The organism is Kitasatospora sp. NPDC059462 (assembly GCF_042749955.1).
In the GTDB taxonomy this organism is placed as follows: domain Bacteria; phylum Actinomycetota; class Actinomycetes; order Streptomycetales; family Streptomycetaceae; genus Kitasatospora.
This window is the reverse complement of the sequence record NZ_JBHYUU010000194.1, coordinates 1-14,224: the sequence shown is the minus strand read 5'-3', so window position 1 is coordinate 14,224 and position 14,224 is coordinate 1. Positions and strand designations below refer to the sequence as shown.

Annotated in this window: 13 protein-coding genes and 1 pseudogene; 7 read left to right on the top strand and 7 right to left on the bottom strand. The window is 75.8% G+C overall.

All coding sequences use genetic code 11. The annotated features are described in order from the left end of the window. The first annotated feature begins 261 nt into the window (after positions 1–261). The 3 genes from ACFXAM_RS32550 (at position 262) to ACFXAM_RS32540 (ending at position 4,092) form a co-directional block, all read left to right on the top strand. Positions 262–861, top strand: a complete 600-nt coding sequence (locus ACFXAM_RS32550; protein ID WP_380296727.1) for a hypothetical protein — start codon at positions 262–264, stop codon at positions 859–861. Further along, positions 858–2,507 carry a multicopper oxidase family protein gene (locus ACFXAM_RS32545; RefSeq protein ID WP_380296726.1) on the top strand — a complete coding sequence of 550 codons (1,650 nt, stop codon included), beginning with the start codon at positions 858–860 and terminating at the stop codon, positions 2,505–2,507. Before ACFXAM_RS32550 ends, ACFXAM_RS32545 begins: the two co-directional genes overlap by 4 nt. A gap of 223 nt (positions 2,508–2,730) precedes the next feature. Next, positions 2,731–4,092 (top strand): DUF2252 domain-containing protein, encoded by a 1,362-nt coding sequence (locus ACFXAM_RS32540; protein WP_380296724.1) that lies wholly within the window; start codon positions 2,731–2,733, stop codon positions 4,090–4,092. Between the two features lie 274 nt (positions 4,093–4,366). Here ACFXAM_RS32540 and ACFXAM_RS32535 read toward each other — a convergent pair whose 3' ends face one another. Then, a complete protein-coding gene (locus ACFXAM_RS32535) occupies positions 4,367–4,927 on the bottom strand; it encodes a TetR/AcrR family transcriptional regulator (RefSeq protein WP_380296722.1) in 561 nt (186 codons plus the stop codon). Between the two features lie 71 nt (positions 4,928–4,998). Between ACFXAM_RS32535 and ACFXAM_RS32530 the strand changes: the two are divergent. Next, a pseudogene (locus ACFXAM_RS32530) lies at positions 4,999–5,325 on the top strand (hypothetical protein); the annotation flags it as partial. A 22-nt stretch (positions 5,326–5,347) separates the two neighbouring features. On the opposite strand, the gene ACFXAM_RS32525 reads toward ACFXAM_RS32530, so the two are convergent. From ACFXAM_RS32525 to ACFXAM_RS32505, 5 genes are all read right to left on the bottom strand, one after another. Then, on the bottom strand, positions 5,348–6,622 hold the full coding sequence (locus ACFXAM_RS32525) for a Clp protease N-terminal domain-containing protein (RefSeq protein WP_380296721.1): 1,275 nt from the start codon (positions 6,620–6,622) through the stop codon (positions 5,348–5,350). Next, on the bottom strand, positions 6,615–7,940 hold the full coding sequence (locus ACFXAM_RS32520) for a tetratricopeptide repeat protein (protein ID WP_380296719.1): 1,326 nt from the start codon (positions 7,938–7,940) through the stop codon (positions 6,615–6,617). The genes ACFXAM_RS32525 and ACFXAM_RS32520 overlap by 8 nt, the downstream gene beginning before the upstream one ends. A gap of 1 nt (position 7,941) precedes the next feature. Then, positions 7,942–8,307 carry a hypothetical protein gene (locus ACFXAM_RS32515; RefSeq protein WP_380296717.1) on the bottom strand — a complete coding sequence of 122 codons (366 nt, stop codon included), beginning with the start codon at positions 8,305–8,307 and terminating at the stop codon, positions 7,942–7,944. Between the two features lie 163 nt (positions 8,308–8,470). Continuing rightward, positions 8,471–9,397: a diacylglycerol kinase gene (locus ACFXAM_RS32510; RefSeq protein ID WP_380296715.1), complete on the bottom strand. Its 927-nt coding sequence runs from the start codon at positions 9,395–9,397 to the stop codon at positions 8,471–8,473. Continuing rightward, positions 9,394–11,019 carry an FAD-binding oxidoreductase gene (locus ACFXAM_RS32505; RefSeq protein WP_380296713.1) on the bottom strand — a complete coding sequence of 542 codons (1,626 nt, stop codon included), beginning with the start codon at positions 11,017–11,019 and terminating at the stop codon, positions 9,394–9,396. The genes ACFXAM_RS32510 and ACFXAM_RS32505 overlap by 4 nt, the downstream gene beginning before the upstream one ends. A 20-nt stretch (positions 11,020–11,039) precedes the next feature. Between ACFXAM_RS32505 and ACFXAM_RS32500 the strand changes: the two genes are divergently transcribed. Beyond that, on the top strand, positions 11,040–11,681 hold the full coding sequence (locus tag ACFXAM_RS32500) for a TetR/AcrR family transcriptional regulator (RefSeq protein ID WP_380296711.1): 642 nt from the start codon (positions 11,040–11,042) through the stop codon (positions 11,679–11,681). 34 nt (positions 11,682–11,715) lie between these two features. Then, on the top strand, positions 11,716–13,296 hold the full coding sequence (locus ACFXAM_RS32495; RefSeq protein ID WP_380296709.1) for a glycerol-3-phosphate dehydrogenase/oxidase: 1,581 nt from the start codon (positions 11,716–11,718) through the stop codon (positions 13,294–13,296). A gap of 4 nt (positions 13,297–13,300) precedes the next feature. Here the strand turns inward: ACFXAM_RS32495 and ACFXAM_RS32490 are convergent, their stop codons facing one another. Then, positions 13,301–13,543, bottom strand: coding sequence for a hypothetical protein (locus tag ACFXAM_RS32490; protein ID WP_380296707.1), 243 nt, complete (start codon positions 13,541–13,543; stop codon positions 13,301–13,303). A gap of 403 nt (positions 13,544–13,946) precedes the next feature. Between ACFXAM_RS32490 and ACFXAM_RS32485 the strand changes: the two genes are divergently transcribed. Beyond that, positions 13,947–14,224: hypothetical protein (locus tag ACFXAM_RS32485; protein ID WP_380296705.1), on the top strand; the 278-nt coding region annotated here is incomplete at its 3' end.

Genomic DNA, 14,224 nt, shown 5'->3' with positions numbered 1-14,224 from the left:
GGCGGTGCGCGCGGGGGCGGCGCACCGCCCGTTCGGGTGACAAAGGCGCGCTGAACAGACGGGAGAGCGGGGTCGTCGGCCGGAAAGCGGCGGCCCCGCACCGATAGTGAGGGGTGATCGGTCGCGTGCGCGGCCGCGCCCGTAGCCGGTGGCGCGCGCCCGCGGCGGCTGTCCCGCCCACACCCCCGCGCCGAGCGCGTCCGGCATGCCCGCCCGGCGGGCCCCTCCCGTCGCGGCGCGCCCGGCAGAGAGAAGGCCGAGTTGAGCAGTCCCCCGGTGACCCGCACGCCCCGCCTGCCGCTGTTCCCCCCGGCCCGTACGCCGGACGGGCCGCCGGCGCCCCCGGCGGTCCGTCTGCCGCGGCTCCTGCTGCGGGGCACCACGACGGCCTCGGCCGCGCTGGTGCTGGCCGGGACGGTGCTGGCCGCGGGCTTCCTGAACGGCCACTACGAGGCGCTGCGGGCGCACGAGGTCGCCTCGATGGCGCTGGGCGGCGTGCTGGTCCTGCAGCTGCCCGCGGCCGCGCTGGTGCGCCGGGCCGCCGGGCCGGTGGGGGAGCGCGGGCCGTGGTGGCCGCTGGTGGCGGCGGTCCTGCTGCTGGCGGCGGACGCGGCGCAGACCTGGACGGGCTACGAGCGGTCGGTCGGCGTGCACGTCACGCTGGGCGTGCTGCTGGTCAGCGCGCACCTGTTCTCCCTGGTCGGCGCCTGGCGGCTGCCGCTGACCGCACCCGCAGCCGCGGCCTCGTCGCCGTCGCCGTCGCCGTCGGGGACGGGGACGGAGGACGGGGCCGGACGGCTGCCCCGGCCCTCCGGCACGGCGGCCGGCACCGGGAGCGGCGCGGTGGAGGTGGCCCCGTGAACCGCCGCCGGTTCCTCGGCGCGGGCGCGGCCGTGCTCGGCGCCGGTGCCCTCGGCGCCTTCGCCGTCCCCGCGGCCGCCCGGCTGCTGGCCGAGGGGCGGCCCGGACGCCTGCTGAGCAGCGAGGTCCCGCTGCCGGAGCCGTTCGAGGTCCCGCTCCCGGTGCCGGCCGTGCTCGCCCCGGTCCGCACCGACGGCACCGCGGACTACTACGAGATCACCCAGCGGGTCGCCCGGCTGGAGATCCTGCCCGGCGTGCACACCGAGGCCTGGACGTACGGGGGCACCTACCCGGGCCCCACCCTGTCCGTCCGCTCCGGCCGCCGGACGGTGGTGAGCCACCGCAACGAACTGCCGGTGCCCTCGGTGGTCCACCTGCACGGCGGCCACACCCCGGCGGACAGCGACGGCTACCCGGTGGACCTCCTGCTCCCGGTCGGCTCGTCCGCCGATGACGCCACCGCCCACGCCCTGGCCGGACTGGCGGGCATGGCGGGAATGGCGGGCATGGCCGGGATGGAGGGGATGGCGGGCATGAAGACGATGCGCGGATCGGCCGGCCGGGCCGCCCGCGATGCCGTCCGGACCGTCACCGGCACCCGTGACTACACCTATCCGGGCCACCAGCGCGCCGCCACCCTCTGGTACCACGACCACCGGATGGGCTTCACCGGCCCCGCCGTCTGGCGCGGACTGACCGGCTTCCACCTCGTCCACGACGACGAGGAGGACGCCCTGCCGCTGCCGCGCGGCGAGCGCGACCTCCCGCTGATGCTCGCCGACCGCGCCTTCGCCGCCGACGGCTCCTTCGCCTACCCCGCCACCGACCCCGACCTCGCCGTCCCGGGCGTCACCGACGACTACATGAACGGCGTCCTCGGCGACGTCGTCCTGGTCAACGGCGCCCCCTGGCCGCGCGCCGAGGTGGACCGGGCCCGCTACCGGCTGCGCCTGCTCAACGCCTCCAACGCCCGCCTCTACCGGCTGGAACTCGACCCGCAGCCGCCCGGCGGTGACGCGCTCGTCCAGATCGGCGGCGACGGCGGGCTGCTGGAGGAGCCGGTCGCGCACGACGCGGTCGAGATCGCGCCCGCCGAGCGCTTCGACCTGGTGGTGGACTTCTCCCGCTACCCGCCCGGCACCGCCGTACGGCTGATGAACCGCTTCGGCGCCGGGCGGACCGAGGAGGTGATGCTGTTCGAGGTCGGCTCGCGCCCGGTGAACGACGATCCGCCGTTGCCCGAGCGGCTCTGCACCCTCGAACGGCTGGACCCCGAGGCCGCCGTCGCCACCCGGGTCTTCGGCTTCCGCCGCAGCCGCGACGGCAACTGGACCATCAACAACCGGCTCTACCAGCCCGGTCGCGCGCTGGCCGCCCCGGAGCTCGGCAGCACCGAGATCTGGCGGTTCTTCAGCGACGTCCACCACCCGGTCCACGTGCACCTGAACGCCTTCCAGGTGCTGTCGCGCAACGGCCGCGACCCGGGCCCCTACGACGAGGGCTGGAAGGACACCGTGGACCTGCGGCCGGCGGAGGCGGTGGAGGTGCTGGTGCGGTTCACCGACTACCCGGGGTCGTACATGCTGCACTGCCACAACCTGGAGCACGAGGACATGGCGATGATGGCGGACTTCACCGTGGAGTGACGCGGGCCGCTCAGCGGCGCGGCCGCACACCGGCGCGGCCCCACCAGCCCGGCGGCCCCGCCTCACCCGTTCGGAGCAGCGCGGGCGGGCGTCCCGGACGTCCGCCCGCGCTCCGACGTGCCGTCCCCCGGCGGCTGCCCTAGCGTCGCGGGGAAGGAAGCCGCCGCCCGCGACGGCCCGCCGGAGCACACGTCGAGCCGGAGCACACGTCGAGGAGCCGCGCATGACCAGTCCGACCGAACGCCGCCGGCTCGGCCGGGCCGCCCGCGAACTCGTCCCGCGTTCCGCCCACGGCCGCTGGATCCCCGCCGCCGACCGGCCCGACCCGCTCACCGTCCTGGCCGGGCAGGCCCAGGACCGGCTCCCCGACCTCAACCCGATCCGCTACGGGCGGATGGCCGACTCGCCGTTCGCCTACCTGCGCGGCGCCGCCGCCGTGATGGCCGCCGACCTCGCGGCCGTCCCCGAGACCGGCCTCACCGTCCAGCTCTGCGGCGACGCCCACCTGCTGAACTTCGGCGTGTACGCCTCCCCGGAACGGGCGCTGCTGTTCGACGCCAACGACTTCGACGAGACCTACCCCGGCCCCTTCGAGTGGGACCTCAAGCGGCTCGCCGCCAGCGTCACCGTCGCCGCCCGCGACAACGGGCACGACGACGACCGTGCCCGCCGGGCCGCCCTCACCGCCGCCCAGGGCTACGCCACCGCCATGCGCCGCCTCGCCGCGCTGGGCGAACTCGACGTCTGGTACGCCCGGATCGACGCCGACGACCTCCTCCCGCTGGTGCGCAAACGCGGCCGCCGCAGACGCGTCGAGGCCGGCCTCGACAAGGCCCGCCGCCGCACCAGCCTCCAGGCCTTCGACAAGCTCACCGAGCGGGGCGAGGACGGCCGGCGCCGGATCGTCAGCGACCCGCCGCTGCTCGAACCCCTCCCGCGCGAGGAACTGCGCCGGGTCGGCAAGATCTTCGGCGACTACCGGGCCACCCTCCCCGAGGACCGCCGCGTCCTGCTCGACCGCTTCCGGCTGGCCGACGTCGCCCGCAAGGTGGTCGGCGTCGGCAGCGTCGGCACCCGCTGCTTCGTCCTCCTGCTGGAGGGCCGCGACGAGCGCGACCCGCTGTTCCTGCAGCTCAAGGAGGCCGGGCGGTCCGTGCTGGAGCCGTACCTGCCCGCCGGCCGGCCGACCGCCGAGGCGCCGGTGGTGCACGGAGGGCACCGGGTGGTCACCGGTCAGCGCCTGCTCCAGGCCGCCAGCGACATCTTCCTCGGCTGGACCACCGGCCCGGCCGGCCGGCACTTCTACGGCCGGCAGCTGCGCGACATGAAGGGCTCCGCCGACGTCGCCGGCATGGCCCCCGGCGACCTGCGCGCCTACGCGGACCTCTGCGGACGCGCCCTGGCCCGTGCGCACGCCCGCTCCGGCGACCGGATCGCCATCGCCGGCTACCTCGGCGGCTCGGACACCTTCGCCGAGGCCGTCGCCGACTTCGCCGTCCAGTACGCCGACCGCACCGCCGCCGACCGCGCCGCGCTGGTGGCGGCGATCGACAACGGCGTGCTGGAGGCCCGCCGGGGGGTCTGAGGACCCGCCGGACCCGCCGGTCCCGCCGCCCCGCCGCTATGCCCCGACGACGCCGAGGATGCGCTCGGTCTGCTGGCGATGGTCAACGGCCTGGGCTCCAGCGTGCTCGCCGGCCGGCGCACCGGCGAGGCGGCGCTCGCGATCCTCGGCCACCACCTGGACGAGCTCTTCCAGACGCCGTGACACCGTGACGCCGTGACACCGTGACGCCGCGACGCCCTGGTTCCCCGACGCCGTGGCGCCCTGACCGCCTGGCGCCCCGACGCTTCCCCGGCTACCTCAGCAGCCAGTCCCTGGTCCGCTCCATCACCTCGGCCCGGCTGCGCCCCTCGTGGCCGACGTCGACGAGGTGGTACCCGATCCGCAGCGTGAACGACACGAAGGCGCGCACCTCCACGTCCTCCGGGTCCGGGCAGAACGCCCCGTACAGCGACCGCAGGTAGGCCATCCGCCGGTCGTCGACCCGCCGCAGCCGCCCGGCCACCGCCTCGTCCCGGCGCGCCCACTCACGGATCGCCAGGTCGACCGCCATGCCCGTCCCCGGCCCCTCCCCGGGCGTCGCGACGATGGCGAACAGCCGCCCCAGCCGCGCCCGGGCGTCCCCGCCCTCGCCCTCGATCCGTTCGATGACGTCGTCGGTGACCGTGTGCTCCCAGGTGTCCAGCATCTCGGCGAGCAGCGCCTCGCGGTTGCGGAAGTGCCCGTAGAAGCCGCCCTTGGTCACCCCGAGCGCCTGCGCCAGCACCTCGACCCGCACCGCCTCCGGCCCGCCCTCGGCGAGCGCCCGCAGCCCTTCCTCCACCCACCGCCCCCGCGGCGTCCGCGTCACACCCATGCCGCCACCGTACCGAAGCGGCCGCAGCGTCCGGCTGCGGGAGTGTCAGTGGTCCGTGCCAGGATCGGGCCATGTTGGAGATCACGGTGCGGACGGAGAACGACGAGACCCACCCGCGGCCCGGCGCCGAGGCGCTGGCGGGGCTGGTCCGGCGGATCGGCGAGCGGAAGGACCGCTTCCTGGTGGTGGAGCGGATACCCGACGAGCCGGACGTCTACGTCCAGGTGTGGCACGAGGAGGGTGGCGAGTACACCCTGGAGCACCGGGACGGCGGGCCGGACCGGCACTTCCAGGTGCTCCTCGACGACCCCGAGCCGGTGATCGCGGCCATGACCGCCTGGGCCCGCCGCGAGCCCGGGTGGGGCGAGGGCTTCGCCTGGGCGGCGCTGGAGCTGGGGTAGGTCCGCCCCTGCGGCGCGGTCAGCTCATCGACCAGACGAACGGGTCGTGGGGGACGGGCAGGCGGAGAGGGGCGGCCGCGCGGGCGGTGTGCTCCACCACGGTCCGGGTGACCGCGGGGGAGTCCTGCGCCTGCCCGGGCCCGGAGCGGACGCTCGCGGCCGCCTCGTCGAGCAGGTCGACGGCCGCGCCGGGAAGGGCCTGCCCGGGCAGGAAGTCGCGGGCCAGCCGGGCGGCGGCCTCCAGGGCCTCGTCCGTGATCTCCACGCCGTGGTGCTCGACCAGCCGGTGCCGGGCGTGGCGCAGGATCTCCAGCACCTCGCCCGGCGCCGGTTCGGTCACCGCCACCAGCTGGATCGCGCGGTCGAGCGCGGAGCCGCGCTCCCAGCGCCGGAATTCCTCGCTGGTGGCGGTGGCGACGACGGAGACGCCCACCCGGCCGAAGACCGGCCGCAGGAACGCCAGCGCCTCGACGACGCCCTCGCGCGTGCGCACCGTCGCGAGGGCGTTGTCGAGGAACAGGATGAGGTCCGTCGCCTCCATGAGGTTGCCCACCAGCTCGGCCATCAGCTCGGTGAACCGGCCGTGGTGCCGCGGGTCGGCGAACAGGGCGCCGACGTCGAGGAGCCGGACGGTTCTCCCGAGGAAGTCGGCCGGCGCCCGGCCCAGGGCGATGGCCTCGGCCAGCCCGATCACCACGCTCGTCCTGCCGACACCCGGATCGCCCACCAGCAGCGCGACGTTGCGGGTGTGCCGGCGCAGCACCCGCAGTACCTGCTCGATCTCCGGCCGCCGCCCGTGGACGGTCTCGCCCCGTACGGCGGCGGTGAGGTCCCGGCCGAGCGAGGCGAGCGCCGTGAGAGGGACCGGGACCGCGGGCTGGGCGGCAAGGAATTCGATCCTCGGCCGGGTGAGGCCGAAGTGGGCCAGCACCTCGGCGGCGCCCTCGACGGGGCGTGGGACGGCGAGCTCCCGCAACAGGTCCGTGACGCGGACCAGCCCGTCGGGGTGCTCGGCCGCCTTGCGGCGGCACGCCTGGAGGACCGACTGGGCGCCCGGGGAGTACCCGGCGACGGGGCCGTGGTGCGTACCCCGGCCGAGGCGGTTCTCGGCCTCCTGGCGGACGGCCCCGGGATCGACACCGCTCGTGATCAGGACGCTGCGGGCGTCTCCTTCCTCGTCGAGGAGACCCAGGAGGAGGTGGGTGGTGTCGATCCGCCCGTGACCGTGAGCGACCGCCTGGGCCTCTGCCAGGGCGACGGCCCTGCGCGCGCGGTCGTCGAAGTCCTCAAACACCCCGTGTGCTCCCTTCCGGTGCTTGCAGTGCCGCCAGGTCCTTGCGGGCCCGTACCGTGTGCGGGTGCTTCGCGCCCAGCACCCTGTCCCGCTCCGCGATCACCTGCCGCAGCAGCGCCGCCGCCTCGGCCTCGGCGCCGGTCAGGGCGAGGTTGCGGGCGAGCATGTGCCGGGTCCGCAGGGTGTCCGTGTGTTCGCCGCCCATCACCCGGCTGCGGTCGGCGAGCAGGATCCGCAGCAGGGCGACGGCCTCCGTCCGCCGGCCCGACTCGCCGAGGTTGACGGCGAGGAACTGGCGGGTGTGCAGGGTCTCCGGGTGGTCCTCGCCGTGCAGCCGGGCGTACGCCTCGGGCAGGGGGCGCAGCAGCCGGACGGCCTGCGCCGGGTCGCCGGTGCCGCCGAGGCAGTGGGCGAGGGTGCGGAGGGAGCGCAGGGTGTCCTCGTGGTCCGGGCCGAGGACGCGGGTCTGCTCCGCCAGGACCGGGCGCAGGATCTCGGCCGCTCCCGCCCAGTCGCCCTGCAGCGCCTGCTGCTCGGCCTCCGCCTGGCGCAGGCGCAGGGCGGGGGCGGCGGTGGCGGCGAAGGCCCGGTTGCGGGCGAGTGCGGTCTGGTCGGCGTTCTCGGTGCCCCGGTTGCGCGGGACGGGCAGGTTCTCGGCGCGCATGGCGGCGGTCAGCCGCCGGTAGAGCTCCACGACGGTCAGCTCCTCCGGGCCGCCGGGGACGCCCTCGCGCAGCAGCCGCAGCAGCCGCCCGGAGAACGCGGTGTACTCCTCGCCGGGCGGGGCGAGGGCGACCTGGTCGCGCGGGGCGGAGGCGAGCACGTAGGTGCCCGCCACTTCGAGCCGGTCGACGGTGTCACGGCCGCCGGCCATGGTGTCGTTGACGGCGCGGCCGGCGAAGCAGCAGTCCAGCACGATGATCTTGGTGGCGGCGCGGCTGTCGAGCACGGTGGCGCGCAGCTTGTCGTACTCGACGGAGTTGAACTCCGGTGCCTCGTAATCGCTGTAGGGCAGGGCCAGGTAGAGGTCGTGCCGGCGTCCGCCGACCAGCCCGTGCCCGGCGAAGTACACCAGCAGCAGGTCCTCGGCCGCGCTCGCGGCGTCCCGCAGGGTGCGGCCGACCCGGGCCAGGTCGGTGTCGTTCAGCAGGACCGTGCAGTGCTCCTCGGGGACGATGCCGTGCAGGGGGTCGGTGAACTGGGCGGCGAGGTCGGTGACGGTGCGCCGGACCGCCGGGAGGTTCGGCAGGTCCGGGTCCGTGTAGTCGCTCGCGCCGACGAGCACGATCCGTGACCGCAGGGGGTCCGGGAGCGGCACGTCAGCCCTGCTCGGGGGCGGACTCGTCCGGCTCCGCCAGCGCCGCGCGCAGCAGCGCCTCCAGCTCCCCGGCGCGCACCCGCTTGGCGTCGAGCTCCACCGTGGCGCCGCCCGGGCGGCGGATCTTCAGGCGGACGTCGCTGCGCCGGGGCTGCGCGAACCACGCCCGCAGCGAGGAGGCGAGCACCGAGAGGCCGCCGCCGGCCCCGAGGGCGACGGAGACGGTGTCCAGCACCGCCCCCATCTCCCCGGGCCGCGGCGCCCGCCCGGTCAGGGCGACGCCCCGCAGCCCGGGCTCCCCCCGGAGCCAGTCGGTCAACGACTCGGCCTCCGCGACGGTCTCCCCACCGGTCACGGAAATGTGCACGTCCACGATTGCCCCCACAAGCCCTGGTAACGCACGGAGTTGAGGGCGGTCAGTCTACTGATCCGGCCGCCGCTCCGATGGCGGTCCCCGGGGAGAAGGCGGAGGCGCGCCGGGCGGCGGGTTGAGTCCGCCTCCGGCGCCGCGCCCCGGCGCTGGTCGCCCGTCAGGGGGCGGGGGCGAGGAGGTGGAGGGCGGCCGGGACGGCGGTGACGTCGATCGGGAGGCGGGCCAGGAACTCGCCGTCGGCGTAGGCGGTGATGCCGGGGGAGGACAGCCGCAGCGCGGGGGTGCGGTGGGTGGTGACCTCGGGGTGGTGGATGTGGGTGCCCTTCAGCAGGGTGGGGAAGAAGCGGGCGACCCGGCGGCGGGGCATGGCGTCGACGAGGGTGACGTCGAGGAGGCCGTCGGTGGGGTCGGCGTCGGGGCAGATGAGCATGCCGCCGCCGTAGCTGCTGGTGTTGCCGACGGCGGCGAGGGTGAGGTCGCGGTCGATCTCGGTGCCGTCGGCGAGGGTGATCCGGAACGGCAGCGGGCGGAGGTTGGCGAACTCGACGGCGATGGCGAGGTGGTAGCGCAACCGGCCGCGCGGCCACCGCAGGCGGTTGGTGCGGTCGCTGACGAGGGAGTCGAAGCCGCTGGCGAGGACGGAGCCGAACCAGCGGGTGGTGCCGTCCGCGGCGGTGATCCGACCGAGGTCGACGGTGCGGGTGTGGCCGGCGGCGATCACGTCGGCGGCCGCCTCCGGGTCGTTGCGGGGCAGGTCGTGGGCGCGGGCGTGGTCGTTGCCGGTGCCGGCCGGTATGACGCCGAAGGGGACGGCGGTGCCGGCGACGGCCTGGAGGCCGAGGTTGATCATGCCGTCGCCGCCGACCACGACCAGGGCGTCACAGGAGCCCGGACCATCGCCGCGGACGGCGGCCCGGGCGAGGGCGAGTGAGTCGGCGGCGGAGTCGCCCGCCCGCGCGTCGACGGCGATGCCGAGGGCGCGCAGACGGGCGGTGGCGCGGCGGGCCGCCGGCTCGGCGTGGCCGGCCGCCGCCGCGGGGTTGGTGAGGAGAACGACGCGGGCGATGGTTCTCCGGCCGGTCACGGGATCAGCTTGCCCGGGTTGAGGATGCCCGCCGGGTCGAGCTCGGCCTTGACGGCGCGCAGGACGCGCACGCCCAGCTCGCCGATCTCGGCGGCCATCCACGGACGGTGGTCGGTGCCGACGGCGTGGTGGTGCGTGATGGTGCCGCCGGAGCGGACGACGGCGTCGCCGGCGGCGCGCTTCGCGGCGGCCCAGCGGGCGAGCGGGTCCTCGCCGAGCGCGGCGACCACGGTGAAGTAGAGCGACGCCCCGGTCGGGTAGACGTGCGAGATGTGGCACAGCACCAGGGAGCCGGGGAGTGCCTCGGTGAGCGCGGCGGTGACGGCGAACCGCAGGGCCGGCAGCTGCTGCCAGCTGGTGGCGGTCTCCAGCGTCTCGCACAGCGCCCCCGCGTCGAGCAGCGAGTCGCGCAGGTAGGGGGCGTTGAACCGGCCGTGCTCCCAGGCCCGGGCGGGCGCCTCGCCGAGCGAGCTGCCGCCGGCGGCGAGCAGGACGGCGCGGGTGAGCTGGTGGCGGGCGGCGACCTGCTCGGCGCTGCCCTCGAAGACGGTGACGGCCAGGCAGCCGGTCACCGCGGGCTCGCCGCCGATCTTCTCGGTCATGGCGAGGTTGATCATCGTCTCGGCCTCGTCGGAGAGCCGGATGACGGTCGCGCCGGTGCCCTGCTGCTCGACGGCGCGCAGCGCGGCGGTGCCGGTGGTGAAGTCGGGGAACGACCAGGCCTCGTACGCCTTGACGGCGGGCACGGGGTGGATGCGCACCCGCACGGCGGTGATCACGCCGAGGGTGCCCTCAGAGCCGAGGAACAGCTCGCGCAGGTCGGGCCCGGCGGCGGAGGCGGGGGCGCGGCCGAGGTCCAGCACGCCCGCCGGGGTGACCACGCGCAGGCCGCGCACCATCTCGTCGAACCGCCCGTGGCCGGCCGAGTTCTGCCCGGAGGAGCGGGTGGCCGCGAAGCCGCCGATGGTGGCGAAGCGGAAGCTCTGCGGGTAGTGGCCGAGTTCGAAGCCGTGCTCGGCGAGCAGTGCCTCGGCGGCCGGGCCGGTGAGGCCGGCGCCGAGCAGCGCCTCGCCGGAGGTCCCGTCGAGGTCGAGCAGCTGGTCGAGGCGGCGCAGGTCGAGCGAGACGACGGCGGCGAAGCCGCCGCGCTCGGGCTCCAGCCCGCCGACGACGCTCGTCCCGCCGCCGAACGGCACGACGGCGATGCGGCGTTCGGCGCAGACGGCGAGCAGCGCGGCGATCTCGTCCTCGTCGCCGGGCAGCACCACGGCGTCGGGCGCGTCCTGCGGCTCGCGCGAGCGGCGGCGCAGCAGGTCGGGGGTGGACTTGCCGCCGGCCCGGGGGAGGCGGTCGGCGTCGGCGGTGCTGACGTGGGTCTCGCCGACGGCGGCGGCGAGCGCCGCGAGGTCGTCGGGGGAGAGGGCGCAGGGCCGCAGCACGACCTCCGAGGCGTCCGGGCCGGGGGCGGCGTCGCCGGTGACGCCGAGGGCGGCGGCGAGCAGGCCCTTGATGTCGGCGGACAGCTCCTTGGCGAGGGCCGGGTCGCCCCAGGCGTCCCACTTCATCGGGGGGAGCGGCAGGGCGGCCGCACCGGCCGGCGCCGCTTGCTTCTCGGGGGTCATGCGTTACAGTTTTACACATCATGTCAAGTAGTAACGATGCCCCTGAGGGGCCCCAGAGCCCCGGGAGTCCTGGGCGGGCCGCCGCGCCGCAGTCCGCCGGACCGCGCGGAACCGATGACGCGATCCTCGACGCCGCCGCCGAGCTGATCGTGCAACTCGGCGTGGGCCGCACCCAGTTGGCCGAGATCGCGCGCCGCGCCGGGGTGAGCCGGCCGACCGTCTACCGGCGCTGGCCGGACGTCCGGGCGGTGATCGGTGCGCTGCTGACCCGCGAGATCGGGGCCACCCGGGACGCCGTGCGGCTCGGCGGCGCCGACCGGGCCGCGTTCGTCGAGGGCGTCGTCGAGGTGGCGGTCCGGCTGCGCGACCACCCGGTGCTCGGCGCGCTGCTGCGCTCCGCCGACTCCGACACCCTCTTCGAGTACGTGGTCGAGCGCCTCGGCACCAGCCAGCGCGGGCTGCTGGAGGCGCTGCGGGCCGGCATCGTCCAGGGGCAGCACCACGGTTCGATCCGGGCCGGCGAGCCGGTCGAGCTCGCCGCGATGGTGCTGCTGATCGCCCAGTCCACCGTCCAGTCGCACCGCATGGTGGCGACGCTGCTGCCCGAGGCGGCCTGGCGCCGCGAGCTCGCCCGGGCCCTGGACGGCTACCTCGCGCCGTGAACCCGCCGACACCGATCCGCTACGGAGGCCGCAGATGACCACCCCCGCCGGGCCCTTCGCCGGTCCCTTCGCCGGGACCGCCCGACTCACCGCCCGTCGCCGGGAGTTGGAGCTGGACGCGCTCGCCTCCGGGCCGTCGGTCGACCTCCTGGTGATCGGCGGCGGCGTGACCGGCGCGGGCGTCGCGCTGGACGCGGCCGCCCGCGGGCTCTCCGTGGCGCTGGTCGAGGCGCGCGACCTCGCCTTCGGGACCAGCCGGTGGAGCTCCAAGCTCGTCCACGGCGGTCTGCGCTACCTCGCCTCCGGCCGGGTCGGCGTGGCCCGGGAGAGCGCGGTCGAGCGCGGGGTGCTGATGACCCGCACCGCCCCGCACCTGGTCCGCGCGCTGCCCCAACTGGTGCCGCTGCTGGACGGGTTGATGCGGCCCGGGCAGGCCGCGCTGGTCCGCGCGGGCTTCCACGCGGGCGACGCGCTGCGGCTGAGCGCCGGCACCCCGGGCCGGCTGCTGCCGCGCGTGCGCCGGGTGGGCGCGGACCGGGCCCGCGCCCTGGTGCCGGGCCTGCGCGGCGCCGGGCTGTCCGGCGCCCTGGTCGCGCACGACGGCCAACTCGTGGACGACGCCCGGCTGGTGGTGGCGCTGGCCCGGACGGCGGCGCAGTACGGAGTGTCCGTGCTGACCCGGGTGCGCGCCGAGCAGGTGACCGGGTCGGGCGCCCGGCTCACCGACACCCTGACCGGTGAATCGTTCCTGCTCGGCGCCCGCGCCGTGGTCAACGCCACCGGCGTGTGGGCGGGCGAGGTGGACCCCTCCATCCGGCTGCGCCCCAGCCGGGGCACCCACCTGCTGGTCGACGCGACCGCGCTCGGCCGGCCCGCCGCCGCGCTCACCGTGCCCGTCCCCGGCTCCACCAGCCGCTTCGTCTTCGCGCTGCCGCAGCAGCTCGGCCGGGTCGCGATCGGCCTCACCGACGAGGACGCGCCCGGCCCGGTCCCGGACGAGCCGCAGCCCACCGAGGCCGAGCTCGACTTCCTGCTCGCCACCGTGAACACCGCCCTGGAGACCGCGCTGACCAGGGCCGACGTACGCGGCGCCTACGCCGGACTGCGTCCGCTGATCGACACCGGCGACGGCGCCACCGCCGACCTCTCCCGGCAGCACGCCGTGCTGGAGTCCCCGGACGGCGTGATCACCGTGGTCGGCGGCAAGCTCACCACCTACCGCCGGATGGCCCAGGACGCCGTGGACGCCGCCGTCCGGCTGCGCGCACTGCCCGCTCGCGCCTGCTGGACGGCCCGGCTGCCGCTGGTCGGCGCGCCCGGCCACCGGGACAGCCGCCCGGCGCCGGAGGGGGAGGTCGCGGCTTCGCTGCTCGCCCGGCACGGCGGCGCGGCGAGCGAGGTGCTGGCGGTGGGGGAGGAACGGCTGGGCGCCGGCTACGGCGCGCCGGTCGCGGAGGGGATCGACGTCAGCCGGGCCGAGATCGCGTACGCGCTCACCCACGAGGGCGCGCTGGACGTCGAGGACGTGCTGCACCGGCGCACCAGGATCGGCCTCGTCCCGGCGGACGCGGACCGGGCGCGCGCGGCCGTCGAGGAGATCGCGGCGAAGGTCTAGCGCCTCAGCGTTCGGTCTGTTCCGGCATCGGGTGCACGGCCCCGCCGAGCTCCAGCGCGCAGCTGAGCGGCCGCTCCGGCACGCCCGTGCGCTCCAGCCGGACGGCCACCTGTTGCGGCGGCTCCTCGGGGAGCTGGGCGGCGAGGGTCAGCGGGTACACCCCGTGACCGTGCACCCGGTGGAAGGCCACCTCCTTGCCGTCCACCAGCAGTTCGGTCTCGGTGATCCGGCCGGACCGGACGTTCACCGTGACGGAGTGTGTTCCCCGGTCGAGGTGGAAACTGTGCCGCCGACGCATGAGGACCTCCCGCGAGCCCCCCTCCCGGGAAACCCCGGGCAACGGCCAGTCTACGGCGCAGAAGCGGGTGATTCCTGATATCCCGGGGCGAATAGGGGAAATGGCCCGGTCGGTGCGAACAGGGATGAATCGCCACCTAATTACAGGGTGTGGATGATCCGTTACTTGATTGTCATCCTGAATGGTTCCTGGGTGTTCGCTGGGGATGAGAGGTTGTCTTTCGGTTCTGAACGAACCGTCTGATGACGCACCATCTTCCGAGAGAGTCTTGATGAAACGACGGTCTTTGGCCTCGTCCGGTTCCACCGGCGGGGCCTTTTCCATGCGCTGGATACGCCGGATATCCACGGTATTGACACTCGGTCTGCTGGTGCAGACCGGTGTGGTCGCCGACGCCCTGGCGTCCGGTCGGTCCGCCGAGGCGCCGGTGCCCCCGGCCGCCCCGGCCGCGCCCTCCACCGAGGCGCCCGACGAGGCGTCGGCCCTGCTGACGGCCCGCCTCCAGGGCCGCCGGATCGAGGTCACCAAGGCCCGCACCGAGTTCGTCACCCTGTGGGCGAACCCGGACGGGACGCTGACCTCCGAGCGCTCCACCGGCCCGCTGCGGATGAAGGTCGGCGACGCCTGGGT

Excerpts from the sequence above, each read along its gene's own strand:
- ACFXAM_RS32540 (WP_380296724.1), top strand. The coding sequence starts at position 2,731 with ATGACCAGTCCGACCGAACGCCGCCGGCTCGGCCGGGCCGCCCGCGAA.
- ACFXAM_RS32535 (WP_380296722.1), bottom strand. The coding sequence starts at position 4,927 with ATGGGTGTGACGCGGACGCCGCGGGGGCGGTGGGTGGAGGAAGGGCTG.
- ACFXAM_RS32505 (WP_380296713.1), bottom strand. The coding sequence starts at position 11,019 with ATGACCCCCGAGAAGCAAGCGGCGCCGGCCGGTGCGGCCGCCCTGCCG.
- ACFXAM_RS32500 (WP_380296711.1), top strand. The coding sequence starts at position 11,040 with ATGTCAAGTAGTAACGATGCCCCTGAGGGGCCCCAGAGCCCCGGGAGT.
- ACFXAM_RS32495 (WP_380296709.1), top strand. The coding sequence starts at position 11,716 with ATGACCACCCCCGCCGGGCCCTTCGCCGGTCCCTTCGCCGGGACCGCC.